Annotated in this window: 27 protein-coding genes; 19 read left to right on the plus strand and 8 right to left on the minus strand. The window is 42.0% G+C overall.

Annotated elements, in window-relative coordinates; genetic code table 11:
- The first annotated feature begins 118 nt into the window (after positions 1–118).
- Positions 119–730: a glutathione S-transferase family protein gene (locus tag Q0Z55_RS01370; RefSeq protein ID WP_297423149.1), complete on the plus strand. Its 612-nt coding sequence runs from the start codon at positions 119–121 to the stop codon at positions 728–730.
- Between the two features lie 34 nt (positions 731–764).
- Here the strand turns inward: Q0Z55_RS01370 and Q0Z55_RS01375 are convergent, their stop codons facing one another.
- The 3 genes from Q0Z55_RS01375 to Q0Z55_RS01385 form a co-directional block, all read right to left on the minus strand.
- Entirely contained in the window at positions 765–1,127 is a 363-nt protein-coding gene (locus tag Q0Z55_RS01375; protein ID WP_297423152.1) for a DUF423 domain-containing protein, read from the minus strand.
- 75 nt (positions 1,128–1,202) lie between these two features.
- Complete coding sequence (gene rpoH / locus Q0Z55_RS01380; RefSeq protein WP_297423155.1) at positions 1,203–2,072, minus strand: RNA polymerase sigma factor RpoH; 870 nt, start codon at positions 2,070–2,072, stop codon at positions 1,203–1,205.
- 123 nt (positions 2,073–2,195) lie between these two features.
- The gene (locus Q0Z55_RS01385) at positions 2,196–2,420 is read right to left on the minus strand and encodes a sulfurtransferase TusA family protein (protein WP_297423157.1); all 225 of its coding nucleotides are present in this window, start codon (positions 2,418–2,420) and stop codon (positions 2,196–2,198) included.
- Positions 2,421–2,783: 363 nt separating this feature from the next.
- Between Q0Z55_RS01385 and Q0Z55_RS01390 the strand changes: the two genes are divergently transcribed.
- Positions 2,784–2,996, plus strand: a complete 213-nt coding sequence (locus tag Q0Z55_RS01390) for a cold-shock protein (protein ID WP_004648643.1) — start codon at positions 2,784–2,786, stop codon at positions 2,994–2,996.
- 95 nt (positions 2,997–3,091) lie between these two features.
- The gene (gene rhlB / locus Q0Z55_RS01395) at positions 3,092–4,243 is read left to right on the plus strand and encodes an ATP-dependent RNA helicase RhlB (RefSeq protein WP_297423172.1); all 1,152 of its coding nucleotides are present in this window, start codon (positions 3,092–3,094) and stop codon (positions 4,241–4,243) included.
- A gap of 47 nt (positions 4,244–4,290) precedes the next feature.
- On the opposite strand, the gene Q0Z55_RS01400 is transcribed toward rhlB, so the two are convergent.
- Positions 4,291–4,665, minus strand: a complete 375-nt coding sequence (locus tag Q0Z55_RS01400) for a hypothetical protein (RefSeq protein WP_297423175.1) — start codon at positions 4,663–4,665, stop codon at positions 4,291–4,293.
- Between the two features lie 182 nt (positions 4,666–4,847).
- Between Q0Z55_RS01400 and Q0Z55_RS01405 the strand changes: the two genes are divergently transcribed.
- From Q0Z55_RS01405 to Q0Z55_RS01465, 13 genes are all read left to right on the plus strand, one after another.
- Positions 4,848–5,426, plus strand: coding sequence for a nitroreductase family protein (locus Q0Z55_RS01405; protein ID WP_297423178.1), 579 nt, complete (start codon positions 4,848–4,850; stop codon positions 5,424–5,426).
- A 9-nt stretch (positions 5,427–5,435) separates the two neighbouring features.
- On the plus strand, positions 5,436–6,509 hold the full coding sequence (locus Q0Z55_RS01410) for an NAD(P)H-dependent glycerol-3-phosphate dehydrogenase (RefSeq protein WP_297423180.1): 1,074 nt from the start codon (positions 5,436–5,438) through the stop codon (positions 6,507–6,509).
- Between the two features lie 60 nt (positions 6,510–6,569).
- Positions 6,570–7,025, plus strand: a complete 456-nt coding sequence (locus Q0Z55_RS01415; protein ID WP_297423183.1) for a phosphoglycerate mutase family protein — start codon at positions 6,570–6,572, stop codon at positions 7,023–7,025.
- A gap of 10 nt (positions 7,026–7,035) precedes the next feature.
- Positions 7,036–8,175, plus strand: coding sequence for a type II secretion system protein GspL (gspL, locus tag Q0Z55_RS01420; RefSeq protein ID WP_297423185.1), 1,140 nt, complete (start codon positions 7,036–7,038; stop codon positions 8,173–8,175).
- Entirely contained in the window at positions 8,175–8,633 is a 459-nt protein-coding gene (gspM, locus tag Q0Z55_RS01425) for a type II secretion system protein GspM (RefSeq protein ID WP_297423188.1), read from the plus strand. Before gspL ends, gspM begins: the two co-directional genes overlap by 1 nt.
- 89 nt (positions 8,634–8,722) lie before the next feature.
- Positions 8,723–9,724 carry a quinone-dependent dihydroorotate dehydrogenase gene (locus Q0Z55_RS01430; RefSeq protein ID WP_297423191.1) on the plus strand — a complete coding sequence of 334 codons (1,002 nt, stop codon included), beginning with the start codon at positions 8,723–8,725 and terminating at the stop codon, positions 9,722–9,724.
- A 6-nt stretch (positions 9,725–9,730) separates the two neighbouring features.
- On the plus strand, positions 9,731–10,285 hold the full coding sequence (locus tag Q0Z55_RS01435; protein ID WP_297423194.1) for a CvpA family protein: 555 nt from the start codon (positions 9,731–9,733) through the stop codon (positions 10,283–10,285).
- 24 nt (positions 10,286–10,309) lie between these two features.
- Positions 10,310–11,848, plus strand: coding sequence for an amidophosphoribosyltransferase (gene purF, locus Q0Z55_RS01440; protein WP_297423197.1), 1,539 nt, complete (start codon positions 10,310–10,312; stop codon positions 11,846–11,848).
- Positions 11,849–11,936: 88 nt separating this feature from the next.
- Complete coding sequence (locus tag Q0Z55_RS01445) at positions 11,937–13,826, plus strand: peptidase M48 (protein WP_297423200.1); 1,890 nt, start codon at positions 11,937–11,939, stop codon at positions 13,824–13,826.
- 96 nt (positions 13,827–13,922) lie between these two features.
- Entirely contained in the window at positions 13,923–14,564 is a 642-nt protein-coding gene (locus Q0Z55_RS01450; RefSeq protein WP_297423203.1) for a hypothetical protein, read from the plus strand.
- Positions 14,565–14,573: 9 nt separating this feature from the next.
- Positions 14,574–15,530: a D-glycerate dehydrogenase gene (locus tag Q0Z55_RS01455; RefSeq protein ID WP_297423206.1), complete on the plus strand. Its 957-nt coding sequence runs from the start codon at positions 14,574–14,576 to the stop codon at positions 15,528–15,530.
- Positions 15,531–15,604: 74 nt separating this feature from the next.
- A complete protein-coding gene (locus Q0Z55_RS01460) occupies positions 15,605–17,047 on the plus strand; it encodes a M48 family metalloprotease (RefSeq protein WP_297423208.1) in 1,443 nt (480 codons plus the stop codon).
- 95 nt (positions 17,048–17,142) lie between these two features.
- Entirely contained in the window at positions 17,143–17,502 is a 360-nt protein-coding gene (locus Q0Z55_RS01465; RefSeq protein WP_297423211.1) for a hypothetical protein, read from the plus strand.
- A gap of 49 nt (positions 17,503–17,551) precedes the next feature.
- Here the strand turns inward: Q0Z55_RS01465 and Q0Z55_RS01470 are convergent, their stop codons facing one another.
- Both Q0Z55_RS01470 and rpsU read right to left on the minus strand, forming a co-directional pair.
- Entirely contained in the window at positions 17,552–17,998 is a 447-nt protein-coding gene (locus tag Q0Z55_RS01470; protein ID WP_297423214.1) for a GatB/YqeY domain-containing protein, read from the minus strand.
- 30 nt (positions 17,999–18,028) lie between these two features.
- The gene (gene rpsU, locus Q0Z55_RS01475; protein ID WP_001136722.1) at positions 18,029–18,244 is read right to left on the minus strand and encodes a 30S ribosomal protein S21; all 216 of its coding nucleotides are present in this window, start codon (positions 18,242–18,244) and stop codon (positions 18,029–18,031) included.
- Positions 18,245–18,389: 145 nt separating this feature from the next.
- On the opposite strand from rpsU, the gene tsaD reads away from it, so the two are divergent.
- Positions 18,390–19,406, plus strand: a complete 1,017-nt coding sequence (gene tsaD / locus Q0Z55_RS01480; protein ID WP_297423218.1) for a tRNA (adenosine(37)-N6)-threonylcarbamoyltransferase complex transferase subunit TsaD — start codon at positions 18,390–18,392, stop codon at positions 19,404–19,406.
- Positions 19,407–19,445: 39 nt separating this feature from the next.
- Here the strand turns inward: tsaD and Q0Z55_RS01485 are convergent, their stop codons facing one another.
- Entirely contained in the window at positions 19,446–20,390 is a 945-nt protein-coding gene (locus tag Q0Z55_RS01485) for an aldo/keto reductase (protein WP_297423221.1), read from the minus strand.
- A 40-nt stretch (positions 20,391–20,430) separates the two neighbouring features.
- Positions 20,431–21,303: an ATP-binding protein gene (locus tag Q0Z55_RS01490; RefSeq protein WP_297423224.1), complete on the minus strand. Its 873-nt coding sequence runs from the start codon at positions 21,301–21,303 to the stop codon at positions 20,431–20,433.
- Between the two features lie 130 nt (positions 21,304–21,433).
- Here Q0Z55_RS01490 and Q0Z55_RS01495 point away from each other — a divergent pair, with 130 nt between their 5' ends.
- Positions 21,434–22,948 carry a DUF3336 domain-containing protein gene (locus Q0Z55_RS01495; RefSeq protein ID WP_297423227.1) on the plus strand — a complete coding sequence of 505 codons (1,515 nt, stop codon included), beginning with the start codon at positions 21,434–21,436 and terminating at the stop codon, positions 22,946–22,948.
- A complete protein-coding gene (locus Q0Z55_RS01500) occupies positions 22,920–23,741 on the plus strand; it encodes a hypothetical protein (RefSeq protein ID WP_297423230.1) in 822 nt (273 codons plus the stop codon). Before Q0Z55_RS01495 ends, Q0Z55_RS01500 begins: the two co-directional genes overlap by 29 nt.
- The last annotated feature ends 132 nt before the right edge of the window (positions 23,742–23,873 follow it).

A 23,873-nucleotide genomic window follows, 5' to 3' on the forward strand; every position in this document is an offset into this window, starting at 1 on the left:
TGTAAATGACTTGAAAAATCAATCAATATCCCCGATAGTCAATGAGTGTAGTCGAACAAGCCATAAGATTGGGCTTGGCCAAGCTTAAACTAAAAAAAATACAAGGATTAGATCAAAGATGAAACTGTATTATGCACCCGGTGCGTGTTCTTTAGCGGCACATATTATTTTAAATGAAATTAACGTCGACTTTGATTTAGTACGCGTGGATTTAAAAACTCATCAAACCGAAAAAGGGCTAGATTATTATCAAATCAACCCCAAAGGTTATGTGCCGGCACTAGAAATTAATCCCGGTTTAATTTTGACCGAAATTGTCGCAATTTTGCCGTTCCTGGCGCAGCATGACCCAAAACAAGATTTGATTCCACCATCAGGGTTTGGACGTGCCAAAGTACTAGAGTGGTTAGGTTATTTAAACTCAGAATTGCATGATGCTTATGCGGTGTTTTTCCAAGGTGAGCTAGATGATGCCGCCAAACAAAAAGGCTATGCTGAAATTGACCGTCTATTGACCTATATTGACAGTGCTATTGCCAAAAATGAACATGAATATTTAGTCGATGATAACTTCGGTCCTGCCGATGCTTACTTTTTTGTGCTGACCAACTGGTCTAAGCTGATTGGGCATGATCTCACCCCATATCCGCATGTTTTGGCCTTACGCAAAAAAGTGCGTCAACGTCAGTCAGTAGAAATTGCACTACGTGATGAAGGTTTAATTAAATAAAGTTATTTTAAAAAGGACGCTGCAGCGTCCTTTTTTATACAACTTTTCGGGCTTTCCACGCCAAATCTAGCCAAGCTGAAATCATGAGTGCCCCACCAATTGGGGTGATTGCACCTAAGCCGCGCGGTAAGCCAAGTGCCATGATATATAACGAGCCACAAAATAAAACAATGCCCAGTTGCATCAAGATAAAACTACGTTTGATATTTAATTGAGGCTTCATGTGCATTAAGAGTGCTATCAATAACATGCCTAAAGCATGATAAAAGAAATAGTCTGTGGCGGTTTGCCACCAACCAAGTTGTATCTCACTGGCACGCGCTTTTAAGCCATGTGCGCCAAATGCACCTACCATGACGGCAAGCGCTAAATTAACTGCAGAAATTGTGATCCACATGCTGATGTCATACAGGGAAAAATAGTTTACTCATCATAATACAGCAATTAAAAAAAGGGCAACTTTGCCCTTTTTTTAATTGGATGACATGGCAACTTTAATCTTTTCCATGGCATTTTTTTCAAGCTGACGAATCCGTTCAGCAGAAACATTATATTCCGCTGCCAATTCATGCAGCGTTGATTTGTCGTCATCTAACCAGCGGCGTTGTAAGATATTACGTGAACGATCATCAAGTTGCTCCATCGCATCGTGTAAAGCCGAGGTGCTTTGTTGCTCATAATCTTCATCTTCGGCTAAACGTGCCGGATCATAGCGGTTGTCTTCTAAATAAAGCGCGGGTGCAACGTGAGTTGAACCTTCATCATCGTCATCACCTTGTGCTTCAAAGGCAGCATCATACGCGGTTAAACGACCTTCCATTTCTAAGACTTGCTCAGGCGTCACATTTAAGTCATTGGCAATCGATTGCGCTTCATCGAGGGTGAGTTTTTTACTCGATTTTTTTAAGCTACGTAGATTAAAGAACAATTTACGCTGCGCTTTGGTAGTGGCAATTTTAACAATACGCCAATTACGAATCACATATTCATGAATTTCGGCTTTAATCCAATGCACAGCAAAAGACACCAAACGTACGCCCATATTCGGGTCAAAACGTTTCACGGCTTTCATTAAGCCTAAGTTACCTTCTTGGATTAAATCGCCTTGCGGTAAACCGTAGCCTGCATAACTGCGGGCAATATGTACTACAAAACGCAGATGTGACATTACCAACATTTTGGCAGCATCTAAATCTTGGTCATAGTAGTAACGTTCTGCAAGCTCTTTTTCTTGTTCAGCGCTCAGAATTGGAATTTGATTCACAGTACTAATATAAGCACCAAGATTAACGCCGGGCGCTGATAATGACAGGGGCATCAATTGATTGCGGCTGTCACTCATGGATACTCCTTATAAGACAAGTTGTCTTTGCAATGGTTTTATCTTAAAGCCAATTGCCTTCATCATTAAGGACAATTGGGTAGAGATATGTAAATTAATCTACATGATATTGGTTAAAACCAATTATGTTTCAATGTGATAATGAAATTCTTGTGCTGAGATTTGCACCACGTCACATTGAAAATCATGTAGCGCACAATAGCGGCTTACGTCGGTTTGTGAATGTGGATCTGAGGATTTTAAAATCCATTGTCCAGCGGCTTGTTGTTTTAGGGCGCGCTTTAACATTAATAGAGGCATCGGACAGGGTTGCCCCATAGCATCAATCACGCGTGCAATTTGAGACATACACAGCTTTACATCAATAAAAACTTAAAGTAAAGCTTAACAAAATTGCGCTCAAAGCCCAAGTTAAAAGCATTTTTTTGCCGATATATTTTTGATAAAAAATTAAATTTAAAACCAGATAAATCCAAAAAAAACCTACCAATCAAAGATAAGCCATGATAAGCTCGATGCCGTTGAGGATGTATTACAACAAATAAAAATTGTTTTAAACACCGCTCTACAAGTGGATGTACCGGGATTTTGTTGATAGTTTTACAGAATGATTACAAGCTTAGAAATAATAAATGTTTTTAACTTGTTTGCTCTGCTGTTTGCAACACCGGGTGGTCCTTCTTTTGAAAGAACTAAATTGAGGATTAACTTATGACAGCTCGTGAACAAGGCGTTGTGAAGTGGTTTAACGATACTAAAGGCTTTGGCTTTATTCAACGCAACGGCGGCGACGATGTATTCGTTCATTTCCGTGCAATTCAAGGCGACGGCCACCGTTCACTTCGTGACGGCCAACGTGTTGAGTTCAGCGTAGTTAAAGGTCAAAAAGGCTTCCAAGCGGAAGAAGTACAACCTTTAGACTAAGCGATTTTGCTTGACGTCGAAACGCTCCAATATCTATTGGGGCGTTTTTTGTTTATAATCGTCTAAATTTGTCCATTTTCAATTAGAGCAACTCTATGTCAGCTGGTTTTGAAACCTTAAATCTCCATCCGCAATTGAAACAGGCGATTGATGCCCTTGGCTTCACCTCTATGACGCCAATTCAAGAAAAGGTTTTAAAGTTTACCTTAGCAGGCCATGATGCGATTGGCCGTGCACAAACTGGTACAGGGAAAACAGCCGCATTTTTAGTAAGCGTCATCAATGATTTACTGACAAATCCAGTGCAAGGACAACGTTACCGCGGTGAGCCGCGTGCTTTAATTTTAGCACCAACGCGTGAATTGGCGCTGCAAATTGAAAGTGATGCCAAAGAGTTAACCCGCTTTTGTGGTTTAAATGTGGTGACGCTCTTAGGTGGTGTGGACTTTGAAAAGCAAAAAGCGCAACTCGATGCTAATTTTGTCGATATTATTGTGGCAACACCGGGTCGTTTAATTGACCTTGTAGAGCAAAAAGAAGTCTGGTTGGATCAAATTGAATTTTTAGTGATTGACGAAGCCGATCGCTTATTGGACATGGGTTTTATTCCATCGGTCAAGCGTATTGTGCGTTATTCACCACGTAAAGAACAACGTCAGACCTTAATGTTCTCAGCTACTTTTAGCTATGATGTGTTAAACCTCGCTCAGCAATGGTTATTTGAACCTGTCACAGTTGAAATTGAACCTGAAAAGAAAACCAATGCAGACGTCGAGCAACGTGTGTATATGGTGGCTAAATCAGATAAATATAAATTATTGCAAGAAATTTTACGTGATGAGCCAATTGAAAAGGTCATGATCTTTGCCAATCGTCGTGACCAAGTGCGTAAACTGTATGACCATTTAAAACAAGATGGTTATAAAGTGGTGATGCTCTCAGGTGAGATTGCTCAAGACAAACGCCTGAAAATGCTCGATCAATTTAAAAATGGGCAACATCATATTATGATCGCCACCGATGTGGCAGGTCGTGGTATTCATGTCGATGGCGTATCGCATGTGGTGAACTTTACCTTACCGGAACAATCAGATGATTATGTGCATCGTATTGGACGTACAGGACGTGCAGGGACACGAGGGGTGAGTATTAGTTTCTTATCAGAAGATGATGCGTTTTATCTCCCTGAAATTGAAAAAGCCATTGGTCAAAAACTCCCATTGACGCGTTTAGACGGCTATTGCTAAGTTAAAAGTATAAAAAAACCGCTCGATTGAGCGGTTTTTTTATACCTCTATTGTGTGACACATTTAAAAGTCAGCACAGTTTGGTAATCATCATCGCGTGATAAGCCTGCGCTTTTACCGGCTAATCCACCAATCATATCCGCTGCGGCTTGAATGACTTGACCGGTCTTTTCATTAACTACCCCTTTAAATGCACCGTTATAGCTGCTCTTTTCATTGACTAAAATGGGCGCGGCTTTACTGCCACAGGTTTTATTGGCTGCCGTAATGGCATTGTTTTTAGCAATGACTTGGCTTTTACCTAAGCCCATCACTTCATATTCATTGTTGATATTTTGAATGGCAAGTGAGGTGGTCGGTTGTGAGGCACATGCGCTTAACACAAGGGCAGTGGCCGTGACACATAATGTAGCAAGTTTCATGAGTTGTCCTTTTTATGTAAAAGCCTATTGCAGCATAAAATATCTCAATCACATGCAAGCGCTTGTATAGAAATTGCAATAGCACCTTGAACAATATAAAACAGCAACGCGAAACATAGAGTAAATTTATCAGTTTATGCTAATCTTAAAAGATTGGTTAGAAACATAGACTTTAAGCTGCAATGACAGACTCAACCCAAGATTTAATTCATCAAAATATGCACCAACGCCAGTCGATTGGACAGTTGATTGAGCCTGCGCCGAATGCACAACAATTACAACAGGCCTTTGCCGCAGCTTTGACTGCACCTGATCATCATCGTCTAAAGCCGACGCGTTTTGTGGTGATTGAACCTGAACAGCGTGCAGCATTTGGTGAGCTATTGTCACAAGCCTTAACCGATTTAGGTGAAAGTGAAGCTGCACAGATTGAACGCGTCAAGAATCATCCATTTCGTGCGCCTTTATTGGTGTTGGCATTAACTGAGTTTCAAGATCATCCCAAAGTGCCACATTTTGAACAAACTTTAAGTTCAGGGGCTGCGATTCAAAACTTTTTATTGTCCTTACAAGCCCAAGGTTTTGCCACCATGTGGCGCAGTGGCGCGGTGATTGAATCCAAACATTTTAAAACCAGTTTGGGCTTAAAACCGACGGATTTGATTTCAGGAATTATTTATATTGGCAGCGCAGCCAAAAGTATTGCACCACGTCAGCCTGTGGAGCTGAGTGATTATGTCAGCACTTGGCAAGCAAAATAGGACTGTATTATGAGTGAATTAAAATTTACCGACTTGCTTGATCCTGTAGTAACCAACCCTAAAACTGCCTTGCGAGTGACAGTGCTGGGTGGGGGAAGTTTTGGGACTGCCATGGCTAATACTGCGGCACGTAATGGCTGCGATACGATGATTTGGATTCGTAATCCGGATGTGGCAGATGCCATTAACCAAACGCATTTGAATCAGCACTATTTGCCTGATTTTGTCTTAGAGCAAAATTTACGTGCTGAGTCGGATTTACAAACGGCAGTACGTGATCGCGATATTATTTTGGTGGCAATTCCAAGCCATTCTTTTCGTAGTGTGTTGCAGCAAATTAAACCTTTTATTACCTCGCAGGCAGTTATCTCTTTAACCAAAGGCATTGAAGCACAAAGCTTTAGCTTTATGAGTGATATTATCCGTGCCGAATTGCCAGAAGTACCGTATGGGGTGCTTTCAGGTCCTAATTTAGCGAAAGAAATTGTGGCAGGGCAGCCGGCAGGCACCGTGATTGCCAGTCAATCTGAATTGGTGCGTTATGCGGTACAACAAGCCTTACACAGTGCTTTATTTCGTGTCTTTGCCAGTGATGATGTACATGGGGTGGAATTGGGCGGTGCGCTTAAAAACATTTATGCCGTGGCTATGGGCATTGCAGCAGCGTATAACGTGGGTGAAAACACCAAAAGCATGTTGCTCACCCGTGCTTTGGCAGAAATGAGCCGTTTTGCAGTTAAACTTGGTGCTAATCCTTTAACCTTCTTAGGTTTATCTGGCGTGGGTGACTTGTTTGCCACCTGTAATAGTCCGTTAAGTCGCAATTATCAAGTCGGTTATGCATTAGGTAAAGGTAAAACCTTAGAACAAGCCACCACAGAGCTTGGGCAAACCGCAGAAGGCATCAATACCATTATTCAGGTGCGTAAACGCGCTGAAGAATTAGATGTCTATATGCCAATCACCGCAGCTTTGTATGCTGTAGTCTTTGAAGGTGCACCACCTTTGAGTGTGGCAGTGTCGATGATGAAGACCGGACAACGCAGCGATGTTGAGTTTGTTTTACCGCATTATGCGGTTTAAATCAGACGGTCATATTTGCGTTATACACTTAAGCACAATGAAAAATAAAAGGAATTTTGCATGCAACTGACTTTAGTACGCCATGGCGAAGCCCATCCTGCACAACATGAACCTGATGAAAAACGTGCCCTAACCGAACGTGGTCACGCGCAAGCACAAGAAACGGCTGCGGCAATTCATCCATGGATTCAACCTGAAGTATTTGTGGTAAGTCCTTTGGTTCGTGCGCAGCAAACCTTAGCTTATTTGCAAACTTGTTTTCCAAATGTACCTGTAGTGGTATGTGATGCCATTAAACCTGAAGATGATGCAAAAGTAGCAATTGAGTGGTTGTCACATTTACCGTATGAATCAATTGCGGTGGTGTGCCATATGAATGTGGTGGCCTATATGGAACAAATTTTACTGCAACAGCCGTTTCATGCTTTTCAATTGGCAGAGGCACGAGTCTATGAGCAAGCGGTCATCGCAGCAGGACTCTCAACCCGTACGCAGCAATTTATTCCACAGGCATAAGGCGAAATTGATGTTGCATATATGGATGCCGGAAAATGATGGACTATGGCATTGGTCGCAAGATGGACAGTGGTCACAAGCAATCGCTTTAGAACAATTGATTCGTGAGCTGAGTGTCTATCAAGGGCAAGCAGCAGTGGTGTACTTTCCAAGTCGCCACGTGCAGTTGTTACAACAGCAAATGAGCAAATCTCACTACAAACAGTTAGGTGTAGTAGGGGCAAGCTATTTACTGGAAGAATATGTGGTGCTGCCTTTAGATGCCATGTTGGTTAAACAGCATTTTGTGCAACCCGATCAGCTGTATTTAATGGCAATCGCTAAAACTACAGTTGAAACCATGCAACATGCTTTAAGCCTACTGCCTATTCAAGTGCAGGCTTTATTGCCTGATTTTTTACTTGTGCCTGAACCTGAAGAAAATCAAAGCCAACTGTTGGCATTTTCAGGACGTCTTTTGGTGCGTGAAAGTGGCTATAGCGGTGGTTCTATTGATGATTTAAATGTGTATTTAGATTATCAAGATGAAACGCGTGAATATGGCTGTATGGGTCTGCATGCAGATCATCTACAGGCCATAGCTGCGAGCAAAACCCAAGCACAGTATCAGCTTTTGGATATCAACTTTGATTGGCTCAAACAACCACAGCGGCATGTGTGGAATATGCTCACCCCTGTTAAAGCACAGCATAAAGCGAGTGGGTATTGGGGAATGTGTGCTGGGTTAGTTGCAGCAGTTTTAGTGACTCAAGTGGCTGTCGATGGGTTACGCTGGTATCAAGCCAAACAAGTGGCTGAGCAAACTGCCCAGCAAGCCGTTGAGCAATATAAAGCTTGGTTTGGGGCACACAGTCGGGTCAGTGAACAAAATCTAAAAAGCCAATTTGAAAGCCAACTGCGTTTAAGCCAAAATGGTGATACCGAAGCTTTAACTTTGATTAGTCGTGTCGCACCAATATTAATGCAACATCAAGTGGTGGCACAGCAACTGAACTACGACGAGCAAGGTTTAAATCTAGCGCTTAGCGCAGGTTCGAGTCAAAATTTGCAACAGCTGAGTGAGCAGTTGGGTAAACAAGGTTTTAAAGTACAGCTTGGCAATATCAGCAGCCAAGGCAATGCTGTGCTTGGACAGTTGAGTATTCAATAATGCAATTATGGACACAGCTTCAACAACAATGCGACACAGCTTTAGCACGTTTATCTGTGCGTGAAAGAGTCATGGTAATGGTCAGCGTGGTTGTTGTAACACTGGCTCTGTTGGGCAGTGCCTTATGGTCGATGCATCAAGCGGCCGAACGTGAGCAACAACGGGTCAATGAATTAAAAGATAAAATGGTGTGGATGCAAAGTCATGCTGTCACCATGAAAGCTGCGCCAGATCAGCAATTGTCAGTAAGTGAAAAAATTCAACGTTTGGGTCAGCAACACGGCTTGAGTTTAAGTGTTTCACAACAAGGTGAGCAGATTCAAATTGTTGTGATGCATGCGGAGTATGCTGTACTTGCCAATCTTTTAACCCAGATGGCCAAAGACGGTTTAAATCTAAAAAAGATTCAATTGCTTGAAGAAGGGCAGACGCTTAAATTAACAGCGTTAGTGGCTTAGATGGTAAAAATAAACATCGGCAAAGCATGGTTTTTTCTAAAATCCATGCCTATAATACGGCGACTTAAAAGCTGTAGACTTTTGTAGATATGTTGTATTCTCTTGCCCGTCCTCTGTTGTTTTCTTTCGCACCGGAGCGTGCACATGAGCTCACATTATCCTTATTAAAATCAGCCCATGCTATGGGGCTAATGCGTCAAAATGTCGAGCCTAAACCGGTCACTTGTATGGGAATTGAATTTCCAAATCCGGTGGGACTTGCCGCAGGCTTAGACAAAAATGGCGCTTATATTGATGCTTTAGCTGCTTTGGGTTTTGGTTTTATTGAAATTGGCACCATTACTCCACGTCCACAAGCCGGCAATCCACACCCACGTTTATTCCGTTTACCAAAAGCCAATGCCATTATTAACCGTATGGGGTTTAATAATGATGGCGTCGATCAATTGGTTGAAAATGTAAAAGCGGCTAAGTTTAAAGGCGTGTTAGGGATTAATATTGGTAAAAATGCCGATACGCCTGTTGAAAAAGCAGTAGATGATTATTTAATTTGTTTAGAAAAAGTTTATAACTACGCCTCTTATATTACTGTCAATATTTCTTCACCCAATACAAAAAACTTACGTACTTTACAAAGCGGTGATGCCTTAACTGAATTACTCGAGACCTTAAAAAATCGTCAGCTTGAATTGGCACAAGAGCACCAACATTACGTGCCGATTGTGTTAAAAGTCGCTCCAGATTTAGAAGCCGAAGATATTCAATTTATTGCAGCACAACTGATCCAATTTAAATTTGATGGTCTGATTGTGACCAATACCACCTTGTCGCGTGAAGGCGTTGAAGGTTTAGAATTTGCTGAAGAAGCCGGTGGGTTATCTGGTGCGCCTGTGTTTGAGAAAAGCACTGCATGTTTAGCTGCATTTTCACAAGCACTTAAAGGTCAGATTCCTTTAATTGGTGTGGGTGGGATTTTAGCGGGTGAACATGCCAAAGCCAAAAAAGATGCCGGTGCAAGCCTTGTACAAGTGTATAGTGGCCTCATCTATACTGGACCGAAACTCATTGCGCAGTGTGTTGCTGCGCTGTAATTGCATATGAATGGATTGGACATTGTGCTGCTGATTGTGGTGTTGATCAGTGGTTTAAATGGCTTTCGACAAGGCTTTATACAGGCATTTGCCAATTTGGTTGGATGGTTAGTGGCTTTTTTTGTGGCCATTAAATATGCCACAAGTCTTGCGCCAATGTTGACCATGTTCAATGATCCAGTGGTTCAAAAAGTCAGTGCCTTTGCTTTAATGGTTGTCGCTGTGATGATGGTGACATGGTTCTTAAGTGGTGTTTTACAGCGTATTTTAAATCGCTTAAAACTCGGTCCGCTCAATCGTTTAGCCGGTGCTGCCTTTGGGACTGTAAAAGCTGTTTTGGTCATCTTAATTTTGCTACAGACTGTATCACCCTGGGTGGGAAGTTCGCCACTTTGGCAACGCTCAACTTGGGTGCAAACTTTATTACCTTATGCCCCATGGGCGACCGAGCAATCGAAAAAAGTCGTCACTGAGGCAAAACAACATTTTGAAGAAGATACATCTTCTTTATCTTCTGAACCACAGCGTTCAGAGGCTGCAACGAAAAATCCTTTTAATTAATCCTAGCTTGTCTGCGAGGTTGCTATGTGTGGAGTTGTTGGTATTGCTGGTAAAACAGCGGTTAACCAAATGTTGTTTGATGCATTAACGATGTTACAACATCGTGGACAAGATGCCGCGGGGATCGTCACTTGTCACGAAGGTCGTCTATTCTTACGTAAAGACACCGGCATGGTACGTGATGTGTTTCATACACGTCATATGCGCGCTTTACAAGGGAACTATGGCATCGGTCATGTGCGTTACCCAACAGCCGGTTCGTCAAGCAGTGCAGAAGCACAGCCCTTTTATGTAAACTCTCCATACGGGATTACCCTTGCACACAATGGTAACCTGACCAATGCTGAAGAAATTCATGATGACTTGTTCAAAACTGACCTACGTCATATGAACACCAATTCAGACTCTGAAGTGTTACTCAACGTTTTAGCGCATGAATTACAAAAGCTGGGTAAATTAAGCCCAGTGGCAGATGATATCTTCCATGTGATTGGTCGTGTACATGAGCGTTGCCGTGGTGGTTATGCTGTGGTGAGTATGATTACTAACCAAGGTTTGGTCGGTTTTCGTGATCCAAACGGCATTCGCCCATTAATTTATGGTTCACGCGAAACAGAACAAGGTATGGAATATATCATTGCTTCTGAATCGGTGGCGATTACTGCGCTTGGTTTTAAAGTTGAGCGTGATATCGAGCCGGGTGAAGCAATTTTCATTGACATGGATGGTAACTTGTTTAGCCGTCAATGTGCTGCTGCACCAAAATATAGCCCATGTATTTTTGAATACGTGTACTTTGCACGTCCAGATGCCATTATTGATGGGATTTCGGTGTATAAAGCGCGTCTTAAAATGGGTGAGCAATTGGCTCAAAAAATCCTACGTGAGTGGGGTGAAGAGCATGACATCGACGTGGTGATTCCAATTCCAGACACGTCACGTACCTCAGCATTAGAGTTAGCTAATACGCTTGGGGTTAAATTCCGCGAAGGCTTTATGAAAAACCGTTATATCGGTCGTACTTTCATTATGCCAGGTCAGCAATTACGTGAAAAATCAGTGCGTCAAAAGCTTAACCCTGTAGAACTTGAGTTCCGTGGTAAAAATGTTTTGCTGGTAGATGACTCAATTGTACGTGGTACGACGTGTAATGAAATCATTCAAATGGCACGAGATTCAGGCGCGAAAAAAGTTTTCTTTGCATCTGCTGCACCTATGGTGAAATATCCAAACGTGTATGGTATTGATATGCCAGCTAAGTCAGAGCTCATTGCATCGAATCGTAGTGTGGAAGAGATTCGTGACATTATTGGTGCTGATCGTTTAGTTTTCCAAGATTTAGAAGATCTAAAAATTGCAATTCGTACCAAGAAAGTACCGGCAGTGCAAGAGTTTGACTGTTCAGTATTTGATGGCGTGTATGTCACAGGTGACATTGATGAAGCCTACTTGGACAACTTGCAACAAAGCCGTAGCGACAGCGCGAAAAAGAAAAAAGATGGTTATATTGATGTCAACATCGATGCAGCTTCAGTGGATTTAACTGGCGTAAAAGAAGCGTAATTGCAGTTAAATTTTCAGTGAAAAAGCGGGAATTTCCCGCTTTTTTGCTTTATGATGTGGCTCACCATGTCATCTAAGGGACGAGTAATTGCGAGACATTGGCGTAATTGAGATCGAAAATAAAAATATCTGTTGGTCTTTGTGTGTAAGCTTATTTGCAATCGGGCTCAGTCTATTTATTTTAAATACCTTATTGGGTTTTGTGGTGTATTACTTTGACCCCACGCAGTCAATTTATTGGCATCATTTAAGTCCGTATTGCAGTGTTATTTTAATTATTATTATGCTCAGCTCAATGCTGTACGAATGCTATGTATTGCGCCAAGGTGGACATAGTTTAGCTCAGCAGCTTGGTGCCCGTCGCTTAAGTTTAAGCGAGAGTACCCCCGAAGAATATAGCGCTTTAAACATTAATCAACAATTGGCAGAGCGCTTTTTAAATACCGCGCCGACCTTATATGTGTTACCCGATGAAGTTGGGGTGAATTTACTCAGTGCAGGCTTTAAAGCACAGGATACGGTGATTATTTTAACGTGGGGCGCTTTACAAAACTTAGATCAAACAGAACTTTATGGTCTATTAGCACATGCCTACCAGCAAATTTTAATTGGCGATACTCGTTACAACACGCGTTTAAAAATTCTTTATAGTGGTTTAACCAGCTTTAGCCAAATAGGCAGTAAAGTGGCAAAGCAAGGTTTTAAGCGCCATCGTGCCAATCGGTTACGGCATTTTGCCACCTTTTATGTGGCTATCGGTGGCATGATTTGGCTGTTGGGGAGTCTTGGCGTTTTAGTCACGCGTTTATTTAAGTATATGATGCTCAGTGGCAATACTTTTAAAAATGACTTAGCCACCCAACAACTGATGCAAAGTTCAGCCAATACGCATACTTTATTACGTATTGATGTACATCATGCTGGTTCACAAATTCACAGTGAATATTCAGAGAGTATCTCACATTTATGTTTTGCCAACTCGCTCAGCCCACAAAGTTGGCTGAATATTCACCCGAGTATTCAGCAACGTATTTTTGAGCTTAATCCCAGTTTAATTCAAGAGTTACAGCTAGATAACCTTAAAAAACTACGTACTCAGCCTTTATATAGTTTATTCCGTTCTTTAGAAGAAACCGATGGCGAATTTTCAGCGCCATGGACTTCGCCTGAACCTTTGCCATTATTACGTTTATCCCCGATTAGCTTTGCCATTAAAGATGCTATTAAACCGCTTAATCCTGAACGACGCAGCAATATGCCACGTCCAGAATTGCTTGAGCGTGCCATGCAAACCGCGACCGGCTCACGCGAGGTCATGGTGGCAATTTTAATGATTCGTCAATATCGCGAATTTATTCCGGCCGATGCCGAAGTGAGTCGTGCTATTGTCGATGCATTGTTACATCTAGATGGGCGAGTACATATCGCAATTTTTCTGGATGCCTGCCAACATATGGGCACGCTGCCTAAAACTATTGCACGGCAATTTTTAACCAAACTGGCTAAAATTATCCAAGAAGATGGTGAAATTGGTTTGCTAGATGCGCTATTACTAGAGCGGGTTAAAGCGCATTTGGCTTTATTGCCTGAGCAACGTCCGACTGCATTAACAGAAGTAAAGCCACAAATTGTACGTTTGGTGGATGCTTTATTGCATGTGCAGCAAATTAACAGCGACAACCAAATGCAAGTACGTGAGCAGATTCTGGCGCGTATTTTAACAACGAAGGAACTCCAGCAATTTGAAGAAGTATCTGATGAACCTTTAGACTTGGCAGAAATTTTAAATGATATTGCCGGTTTATTGTTGCGTGAGCGTTTAAGTATCTTGGGGATTGCGGAAATTTGCTTGTGGCATGATCGTGTCATTACTCAAGATGAGCTAGATGTATTGGAATTGCTTTATTGGCGTTTAGGATTTGATACCTATGAAATTATTGAGCAAATGCAAAAGAAAAATAGTCTGATGATTGTCTAAGATAAATGCGCGTCAAATAAACATAAAGGCGCGATAAACTACAGCAAAATTTGCGTATTCTCGTTAGAATACCCGCTTAGTGCGAGAGTAGTAGTCATGATTGGCCAGCAACGTCAAATTTTAACCGAACTTGGAATTGATTTATGGATTCCACGGGATGCTGCATGCCAAAATTTAGATTTAGACTCCATTTGGCGTGACGAGCGTCCTGATAACACGGCCCTTGAGTTACATGCTCATCCTGTGCCTGTGGTGACAGCTAAAACTGTAGTGACTGATCAGATTGTAGCCACGCCCAACTCCACACCAATTCAACAGCAGCCTGTTCAAGAAATCATTGCCGCGCCAATCGCTCACGTCGTGCAAGCCACAAATTTACATAAAAATATTAAAAAATTTGAATTACAGTTGTTAAGTTTGCCACAATATGTCGTGGTGATTGATAGTAGTGATTTATCTGTTGAAGCCCAGCAATTATGGGCCAATATTCATGCTGCGCTGCAAGCTGAGTATCAACAACTTAATTGGCCATTTCCTTTACTGAATCTACAAGATCCACAAGGCGCATATAGTTATATGCAGGGTTTTTTAGCAGTACATGGTCTAGACAAACAGTTGCTGGTTTTAGGTGAATTACCTTGTATGCCACAACAGAGCCGAAAATTGCCTAGTCTAGACGACATGCTGGCGCAGCCGATATTAAAAAAACAGCTATGGAACGCTTTAAACAACAAATAAAGGCATAATATGAAAAAAGTAGTGGTATTTAGTCAGCTGGATGCTGAAATTTTGGCACGCCTACAACAAGACTATCAGGTGGTGTGTATTGATCCCAAACAAGGAGATGTCAACGCGCAAATTTTGCAGCATGTGACGGATGCAGATGGCATGATTGGGGCAGGTCGCCGTTTAGATGCAAGTAATTTACATACAGCGCAGCATCTCAAAGTGATCTCTAGTGTGAGTGTAGGTTATGATAATTACGATGTGGACTATTTGCAGCAGCAAGCTATCCAGCTATGTCATACCCCACATGTATTAACTGAAAGCACCGCCGATTTGGCTTTTGCTTTATTAATGAGCGCAGCACGTCAGATTCCGCATTTAGATACATGGACCAAACAAGGACACTGGCAACGTACTGTAGGTGGCGCACAGTTTGGGCAAGATATTTTTGGTAAAACCTTGGGCATTATTGGTTTAGGACATATTGGCACAGCCATTGCACGGCGTGGTTTTCATGGTTTTAATATGAATATTCTCTACCACAATCGTCGTGCTAAACCAGAAGTTGCACAGGCTTTAAATGCCCAATATTGTAGTTTGCCAGATGTGTTAAAACGTTCCGACTTTGTGGTGATTGCAGTTGATCTCAATGCCGACTCACAGGCTTTAATTGGCGCGCAAGAATTGGCGCTAATGCAAGGGCACAGCGTGTTGGTGAATATTTCCCGCGGTGCTGTACTTGATGAGCAGGCGTTAATTCAGGCTTTAACTACAGGTCAAATTTTTGCTGCCGGTTTAGATGTCTATCAAAAAGAACCGTTACAGCAGTCTGAGTTGTTTAATTTACCCAATGTGGTGACCTTACCGCATGTAGCTTCGGCTACTTTGAGCACGCGTAAAAAAATGGCACAGCTTGCCTATCATAATTTGGTTGAAGCTTTGGAAGGGCGTACAGCACCTTATATTGTGGCTGGTTAAGTAACACTTTATTGCAAATTTCTCCTGATTTGAATGCTATATTCAATTGATATTGCATGAATTTGAGGGTCGTTTTGAAAGCTATACAAATAGCCGCCAGTTTGGCAGTTGCCTTAAGTGTCAGTACACTCAACGCATCTACATTTGAGCATCAAGTTGAATTTCATGTGCCTGAGCTTGGTGGTGGGGTTGGCTTGATTGATCAACAAAAAGAGCGCCAAATTGGTGAAAAGGTCTATCGTGAAGTACAGCGGCAATTGCATGTACTGAATAATCCTTGGCTTGAAGATCAACTCTTCGCCACTTTTTCCCATATTTTAACCCAAACCCAACTCTCTAACCCGATTGCGTTAATCGTGGTGAATGACCCACAAATCAATGCTTTTGCCGTACCTGGTGGATTATTTGCTTTAAATACAGGATTACTGAGTTCTGCTAAAAATATGGACGAAGTAGCAGGTGTGATGGCACATGAGATTGCCCATGTCACGCAGCGTCATTACAGCCGTTCACAAGATGCCTTTAAGGGGCAGGGTCTATTGGCGCTGGCTGGTGTGGTCGTAGGTGCATTGGTGGCCAGTCAAGCCGATGGCGATGCAGGCACTGCATTAATGATGGGAACCCAAGCTGCGCTTGCTGACCGTCAGTTGTCTTACAGCCGTAATCAAGAGCGTGAAGCTGATCGTATTGGTATGCAATTTATGTATAAAGCTGGCTACAACCCACAAAGTATGGCAGATTTTTTTGAAACCATGCACCGCGCCACCAGTCGTTTAAGTTTCATTCCAGATTTTTGGCTGACTCATCCACTGACCAGTGAGCGTATGAGCGAAGCACGTTTGCGTGCCAACCAATTGCCTCAGGTCAAAAGTAGCTTGTATGACGAAAATTTTGAAATTATGCGTTTGTATAGCATGGTTTTATCTAAACAAGCCAATGAACAACAACTCAAAAGCATGGCTGAAAATGGGCGTAAATATGCCCCAACTTTAGCATTGGCTGCCTTTTATTTACAGCAAGGTCAATTCAACGACGCTCAGCAGGCACTTAATCGGCTGCAACAACATCAGCGTTTGCATCATTTACATACCTTGCTTCAAACCGAAGTTTATTTAGCGCAAAACAATATTGCCAAAGCTTTAAATATCATTGAGTCACCGGCAAGAATTATGCCTGAGAATCGTGCTTTAAATTACAAATATGCTGAAGTATTGATTCGTGTGGGGCAATACAGCAATGCAGAGCGTATTTTGCAAAGGTTTAGTCAAACTCATCCACGAGATATTCAAGTGTGGCGCTTATTACAACGTTTAGCCGATGCCGATCAAGCTTCACCCATGCGTAATATTCATGTATTGCGTTATCGTGCGGAAGCAGAGTATTGGTCAGGTTTAGAAGAAAATGCGATTAAATCTTTGTTACAGGCTGAGCGCTTAACTCAACAGCATGAAGCTTTGGCAGCAATGGTCAAAGCCCGTTTAAATCAGATGCAAAAGGAAAGGCAAATGCGTATTTAACTGCTTAAAGGCTAAGCAATTTTCGCTCGACAGGAATGTAACAAGATTTACAATACTTAGGCATAATTTGAATGCACGTAACTTAAAAGATCGCTATGAATAAATTAATTTTAAGCTTTATGCTTGGTTTGGGGATCAGCACAGCAGGCTTTGCAGGCAGTGTTGAACAATATGTGAACATGGTGGATGCAGCCAATCGTCAATTTCAACAGCATAATCGCCAATTTTTAAGGGCTTTAGATCCGCAGCAAACCGCATTTACTGGGGCACAGCAGCAGCAATATTGCACTATAGTGCAAGCATATGTTGATGGTTTATATGTTGCAGTTGAGCGTAATGCTGATATTTTTAAAAGCCAAAAAGCCTATAGTAAGGCAGATGTGATTGATGAGGTGTTGTCAAAACGTGAGATGCAAACTTTACAGCGTTATGGCGTAAAGTGCCAATTGAGCTAATTTAAATCGCTGAACTGTCTGTGATCAGGCAGTTCAAGCAACGTAATATTTAAGCAAGGCTGGCTTTAATTTTGGCAGATACTTGTGCAGGGTCGGCGCGTCCGGCTATGAGCGGACGCAGAGAATTCATCACCTTACCCATATCTTTCATGCTAGTCGCTTGTTGCGCTGCAATTGCTTGCGCAATAAGGGAATCAAGCTCATCCTCAGTCATAGCTTCTGGTAGAAATTGCGATAATACTTCAATTTCGGCTTGTTCTTTACTAGCTAAATCTTCGCGGTTCGCGCCTAAAAAGGCTTTCACCGACTCTTTACGTTGTTTGATTTGCTTTTCAATGACCGCAAGAACTTGAGCGTCGCCAAGTTCAACGCGATCATCGACTTCAATTTGCTTAATTGCTGCCTGTAAACCACGAATCACCGTCAGCTTATCCATTTCTTTGGCACGCATTGTTGCTTTTAAAACGTCTAAGATTTGGTTTTTTAAAGTCGTCATTATTTTATCCAGGCAGTCATCACAAATTAATTAGTAAAGGCGAGTCGTACGTACTGATTCACGCGCCAATTTCTTTTGGTAGCGTTTAACAGCAGCAGCTTTTTTGCGCTTACGTTCTTGAGTTGGTTTCTCGTAGAATTCACGTTTACGAACGTCAGCTAAAACACCCGCTTTTTCGCATGAACGTTTGAAACGACGGATAGCTACGTCTACTGGTTCGCCTTCTTTCAATTTAACTTGTGGCATGAAGAATCCTCAATGAGTTATGGATAAGATCACACGCGAAATGCCTGTGATCACAAGTGAAGGACAATATTTTACTCATTTACATCTCATACCACAAGTCTATAATACACTTGCATTTGATTTGATATAGGTTATAGGCAGTTTAATGATCGTTTTAGGCTTAGAAACTTCGTGTGATGAGACTGGACTGGCATTGTATGACAGTGAGCAAGGATTACGCGGTCAGGTGCTATACAGCCAGATTAAACTGCATGCCGAGTATGGCGGCGTAGTTCCTGAGTTGGCATCGCGTGACCATGTTAGAAAATTAATTCCACTCATGAATCAATTGTTACAAGATTCTGGTGTGCAGAAATCTGAAATTGATGCCGTGGCCTATACCCGTGGCCCAGGCTTAATGGGTGCATTGATGACAGGCGCACTGTTTGGGCGTACTTTGGCATTTGCTTTAAATAAACCAGCCATTGGTGTGCATCATATGGAAGGGCATATGCTGGCGCCATTATTGTCAGAAACACCACCTGAATTTCCGTTTGTGGCTTTATTGGTCTCAGGTGGACATTCACAACTGATGGCAGCGTATGGCATTGGTGAATACGAGCTTTTAGGTGAGTCAATTGACGATGCCGCAGGTGAAGCATTTGACAAAGTGGCTAAAATGATGGGTTTGCCGTATCCGGGTGGTCCCAATATTTCTAAATTGGCAGAACAAGGCGACCCGAACGCCTTTGCTTTTCCGCGTCCAATGTTGCATCAAGGTTTAACTTTTTCGTTTAGTGGTTTAAAAACTGCTGTTTCAGTTCAAATGAAAAAGTTGGGTGATGAAAACCGTGACGCTGATATTGCCGCAAGTTTCCAAGAAGCCATTGTAGATACGTTGGTAAAAAAATCGGTCAAAGCTTTAAAGCAAACCGGTTTAAAACGTTTGGTGATTGCAGGTGGTGTCAGTGCCAATCAACGCTTACGTACGCGTTTAGAAGCCGACTTAGCCAAAATCAAAGCCTCGGTGTATTACGCTGAACCTGCACTGTGTACCGACAATGGTGCCATGATTGCTTTTGCCGGTTATCAACGTTTAAAGGCAGGACAACGTGATGGTTTGGCCGTCACCACAACGCCACGTTGGCCCATGACAGAATTAACTAATCCAAATCAAGCATAAGCTTTTAAGGATTAAAAAAAGAGGCTTACAGCCTCTTTTTTATATATTGAGTAAAGCCAAATCTTCAGCACTGAGTTTTAGTTGTACTGCTTGAGCAAAGCGTTCAATTTGTGCCACGCTTGTTGCACTGGCAATCGGCGCTGAAATGGCAGGTTGAGCCAAAACCCATGCCAAAGCCACATCAGCCATTTGAGCATGGTGCCGATCAGCAACTTCACTTAACGCCGCTAATATGTTCAAACCACGCGCATCAAAATATTTGGCCAAACTATCGGCACGCGCAGAACCTTCAATATCGGCTAAGGTTTTATATTTTCCGGTTAAAAAGCCACTGGCAAGACTATAGTAGCTCACTACACCAATGTCGTGTTGAGTGCACAGATCACGTAATTCATCTTCAAAAACAGCACGATCATAAAGATTATATTCAGGTTGTAACACCTGATAATGAGGGACATTCATGGCTTGAGCGGCTTGAATAGAATCTTTTAACTGCGCAGCATTTAAATTGGATGTACCAACAGCTCGAATTTTACCTTGTTGTTTGAGTAACTCAAATGCTGACAACGTTTCTTCATAAGGCGTGTTTTCATCAGGCCAATGGGCAAAATAAACATCAATATAGTCGGTGTTTAAACGACGCAAAGAATCTTCAACCCCTTGCATAACCCAACGTTTAGACAGTCCTGAATGTCCCTCAATTCCCATGTCTAAACCAACTTTGGTAAATAAGACCACTTTTTCACGTTGATGTGGATGTAGTTTTAGCCAGTTGCCAATAATGGTTTCTGATTCGCCACCTTGATGATTGGGTGCCCAAATGGAATAAAAATCTGCGGTATCAATGGCATTAAAACCATGATCAACAAAAGCATCTAAGACTTTAAAGCTTTGTGCTTGATCAATGGTCCAACCAAAAACATTGCCCCCAAAAACGACAGGAGAAATGTCTAAACCTGTAGCACCTAAACGACGTTTATCCATAATCTTGATTCCAAAGAGTGAAATAATTTTAAAGCAGGGTTTAAAGTGCTTGTAATTGCTGCGAACCAATCCAATGTTTAGAAAATTGATACGCCGAACGCCCTGAACGCTGCCCACGACTTTGACACCAACGTAAGGCCTCAGCGCGTGCTTCAGCTGTTAATTGCATCTTGGCTTGCACTAAATAGTGCTCCACAATTTCTAAATATAAGTTTTGATCCATTGGATAAAATGACAACCACAAACCAAAGCGGTCAGAAAGAGAAATTTTCTCTTCAATGGCTTCTTGTGGATGTAATTCGGTATGTTGTGGTACATCCGCTTTAAGCACTGGCGTATTTTCATGCATAAATTCAGGCAATAAATGACGACGGTTACTGGTGGCATAGATTAAAAAATTACTTGAACCTGACTGTAAAGAACCATCTAAGACACTTTTTAAACTACGATAATTTTCATCTTCTGCGTTAAAGGCTAAATCATCACAATAGACAATAAATTTTTCAGGACGGTTTTGAATCAGTTGCTGAATTTTAGGTAAATCACGTAAATCATCACGTTCAATTTCAATTAAGCGTAAGCCTTGTGCGCTATATTCATTGAGTAAGGCGCGTACAATTGAAGATTTTCCTGTGCCGCGCGAACCGGTGAGTAACACGTCGTTGGCAGGTAAACCTTGTAAAAATTGTAAGGTGTTTTGTACAACCTTTTGCTTTTGGCGTTCAATGCCTTTTAAATCATCAAGTGCCATTTGGCGTGGACTACAAATACCGTGTAACTCGCCTTGCTGCCATTTAAACGCAATACTTGAAAAATCAGGTGCTTGCTTTAAGGGGGGTAAGCTATGCTGTAACTGTTGTAACACTTGATTTAAACTTTGTAGGACAGAATCAGAAAGTTGAATGCTTGACATAATTGTAAAGTAAAGGTGGCTTAAATATAGGAAAAAACTCTATACCAACTTGGCTAAATTTGCTAATACAATTCATCAGTCATGATCATGCAGTACACACAGCGCCTAAGGGCGTACTAAAGGAGTGTCTATGTTGTTTCAAGGGGTTATACAACGCGGTCAATCGCATCAAGTGTATCGGATTAAACAGCTGAAACAGCAACTTGAGCATGCACAAAGTTATGAAGAATGGAAAGCTTTAGCATTACGAATAGATGAAGCCTCTGGCGCACAAGAATGGAAGTACGATAACTGTTCGCCGTATTTTGATGCTGAAGTGATTGCTTATCGCTTAACCATGCTTAAACGTTACCGTAATAGTGGGCGTTGTCGTGACTTAATTTATATTTTAAGAGAAGGTCTGACTTACGATATTGCCAACATCGCGCATCCTTTGTTGTTTAGTGCCACTTATGTGGGAACTAAACGCATTATTGAAGATTATATTGAAGAGGTCAGTCAAAGTTTGGCCTTTATTGCGTCTGACGCGTGTACTGAATTACAGCATCAAGAAAAAATAGAATTCTTCCAACATGCACAGCAAGCCTATGGTCAGCCTGCCTTAATGTTCTCTGGTGGTTCAACTTTAGGTTTGTTTCATACAGGCGTTTGTAAAGCTTTGCTAGAGCAAGATTTATTGCCTAAAGTTTTATCGGGTTCTAGTGCTGGGGCGATTGTGACTTCTATGATTGGCTTAACCAAACCCTCAGACATCTTAACTTTACTCAGTGGGGAAAATCTGATGAGTGAAGCGTTTAAGTTTCGTAAAATAAGTCAGATTTTACGCGGCAGTGGCGGTGTGGCCGATGTAAAACATTTAAAGAAATTCTTAATTAGTAATATGGGCGATGTCACTTTTGCTGAGGCGCATAAAGCTTCAGGCTTACATATTAACGTGGCAGTGGCGCCCTATGATGCCTCACAAGACGCACGGATTATGAATAATCTGACGTCACCTGATTTATTGGTGTGGAGTGCGGTGTTAGCATCTTGCGCGGTACCGATTTTATTTCCGCCAGTTAAACTCACCAGTAAACGTTATGATGGGCAGCAAACGCCGTATATGGCCACCACGCGTTGGGTTGATGGAAGTGTGCGCAGTGATTTCCCGCAAGAGAAAATGGCACGCCTATATAACATCAATTACACCATTGCCAGTCAAACCAATCCGCATGTCGTGCCTTTTATGCAAACTGATGCTGAGCGTTATCGTAAAGATATTATTAGTTGGCCTGAGCGCATTATTCGTCGCCAAGGCAAAGTCTTTACGCGCGGTGTGCTTGATTTTACCCGTGAACGGGTCGGGAGTGTACCTGCGGTGCGCCGTGTGCTGGATCATGGTTATGGGGTGTTGGATCAACGTTACTATGGTGATCTGAATATTTTTGGCAATTACAGTTTGCGTCATTATTATTATTTAATGCAAAACCCACGTCCGCACTTGTTTAAATTATTGCAACGCGAAGGGGAACGTGCCACTTGGCCTAAAATCTCGGCGATTGAAACTCATGCGCGCGTTGGCAAAACCATTCAACATTGTTTAGAGCTACTTACTTTTCAGGATAATCCGCAGCAACATGCAGGTCGTGAATATATTGCCGTTTGAAGTTAATCAATTAATAGACATGACCAAGCCTAAAAGTTATGCCTATGGACGTCGTTTATATCGTTTCAAGCAGCATGAAAAGCATTATTGGCTTAAAATCCAATTGCGTGACACGCATACGCTGTTTGAACACAGCTATTGCCAAGAATTGATGTTCTATCAAAACATGCAAAATCTCGCATATTTATTGCCTTGTCAGCAGCTAGATGTCTCACATTGTGTTGAATTTAAGGCAAGTTATACAGCCTTGATCTTACCGCATGCCACGCCTTGGCTAAGTATTGCAACACAACTGAGCATTAAGCAGATTGCTAAGAAGATCTTAGCCATGCTGCTGTCAATTGAACACTTTTATCATCTAGGTTATTTACATGCCGATTTAAAACATGAGCATTTTGTGATGTGGCAAGGTCAATTAAAGTTGCTTGATTTTGAACAGCTACAATCTATTGACAACCCGCCTGCACAACTGACCGCCACACCGCGTTATATGGCACCTGAACTGTTTCATGGGCAACCCAAAACCTTATACACTGAATTATATGCTTTAGGCATCATCTTGTACGAATGGTTGGCAGGGCAGCGTCTCACAGCCAAAAGCTATTTAGATTGGGCATATTTACATTGCCAGCAATTAGACTTAAAGCTTGACGCGCCTTATGCTGTGTTTTTACCTGTACTTCAAGCTTTAACGCATAAGCAAACAACAGCCCGTGAACAGGATTATGGGATGCTTAAACCGTATTTACAGCGCCTGATTGACGAAAATTGCCCTATTTTGTTTTATATTTAAGCAATCAAACAATTTTTTTAAAAAAATACTTGTCAGTCAAAACTGATCTGTATAGTATACACAGCCATTGGGGACGTGGCGAAATTGGTAGACGCACTGGATTTAGGTTCCAGCGCCGCGAGGTGTGAGAGT

The organism is uncultured Acinetobacter sp. (assembly GCF_947626835.1).
Taxonomy (GTDB): domain Bacteria; phylum Pseudomonadota; class Gammaproteobacteria; order Pseudomonadales; family Moraxellaceae; genus Acinetobacter.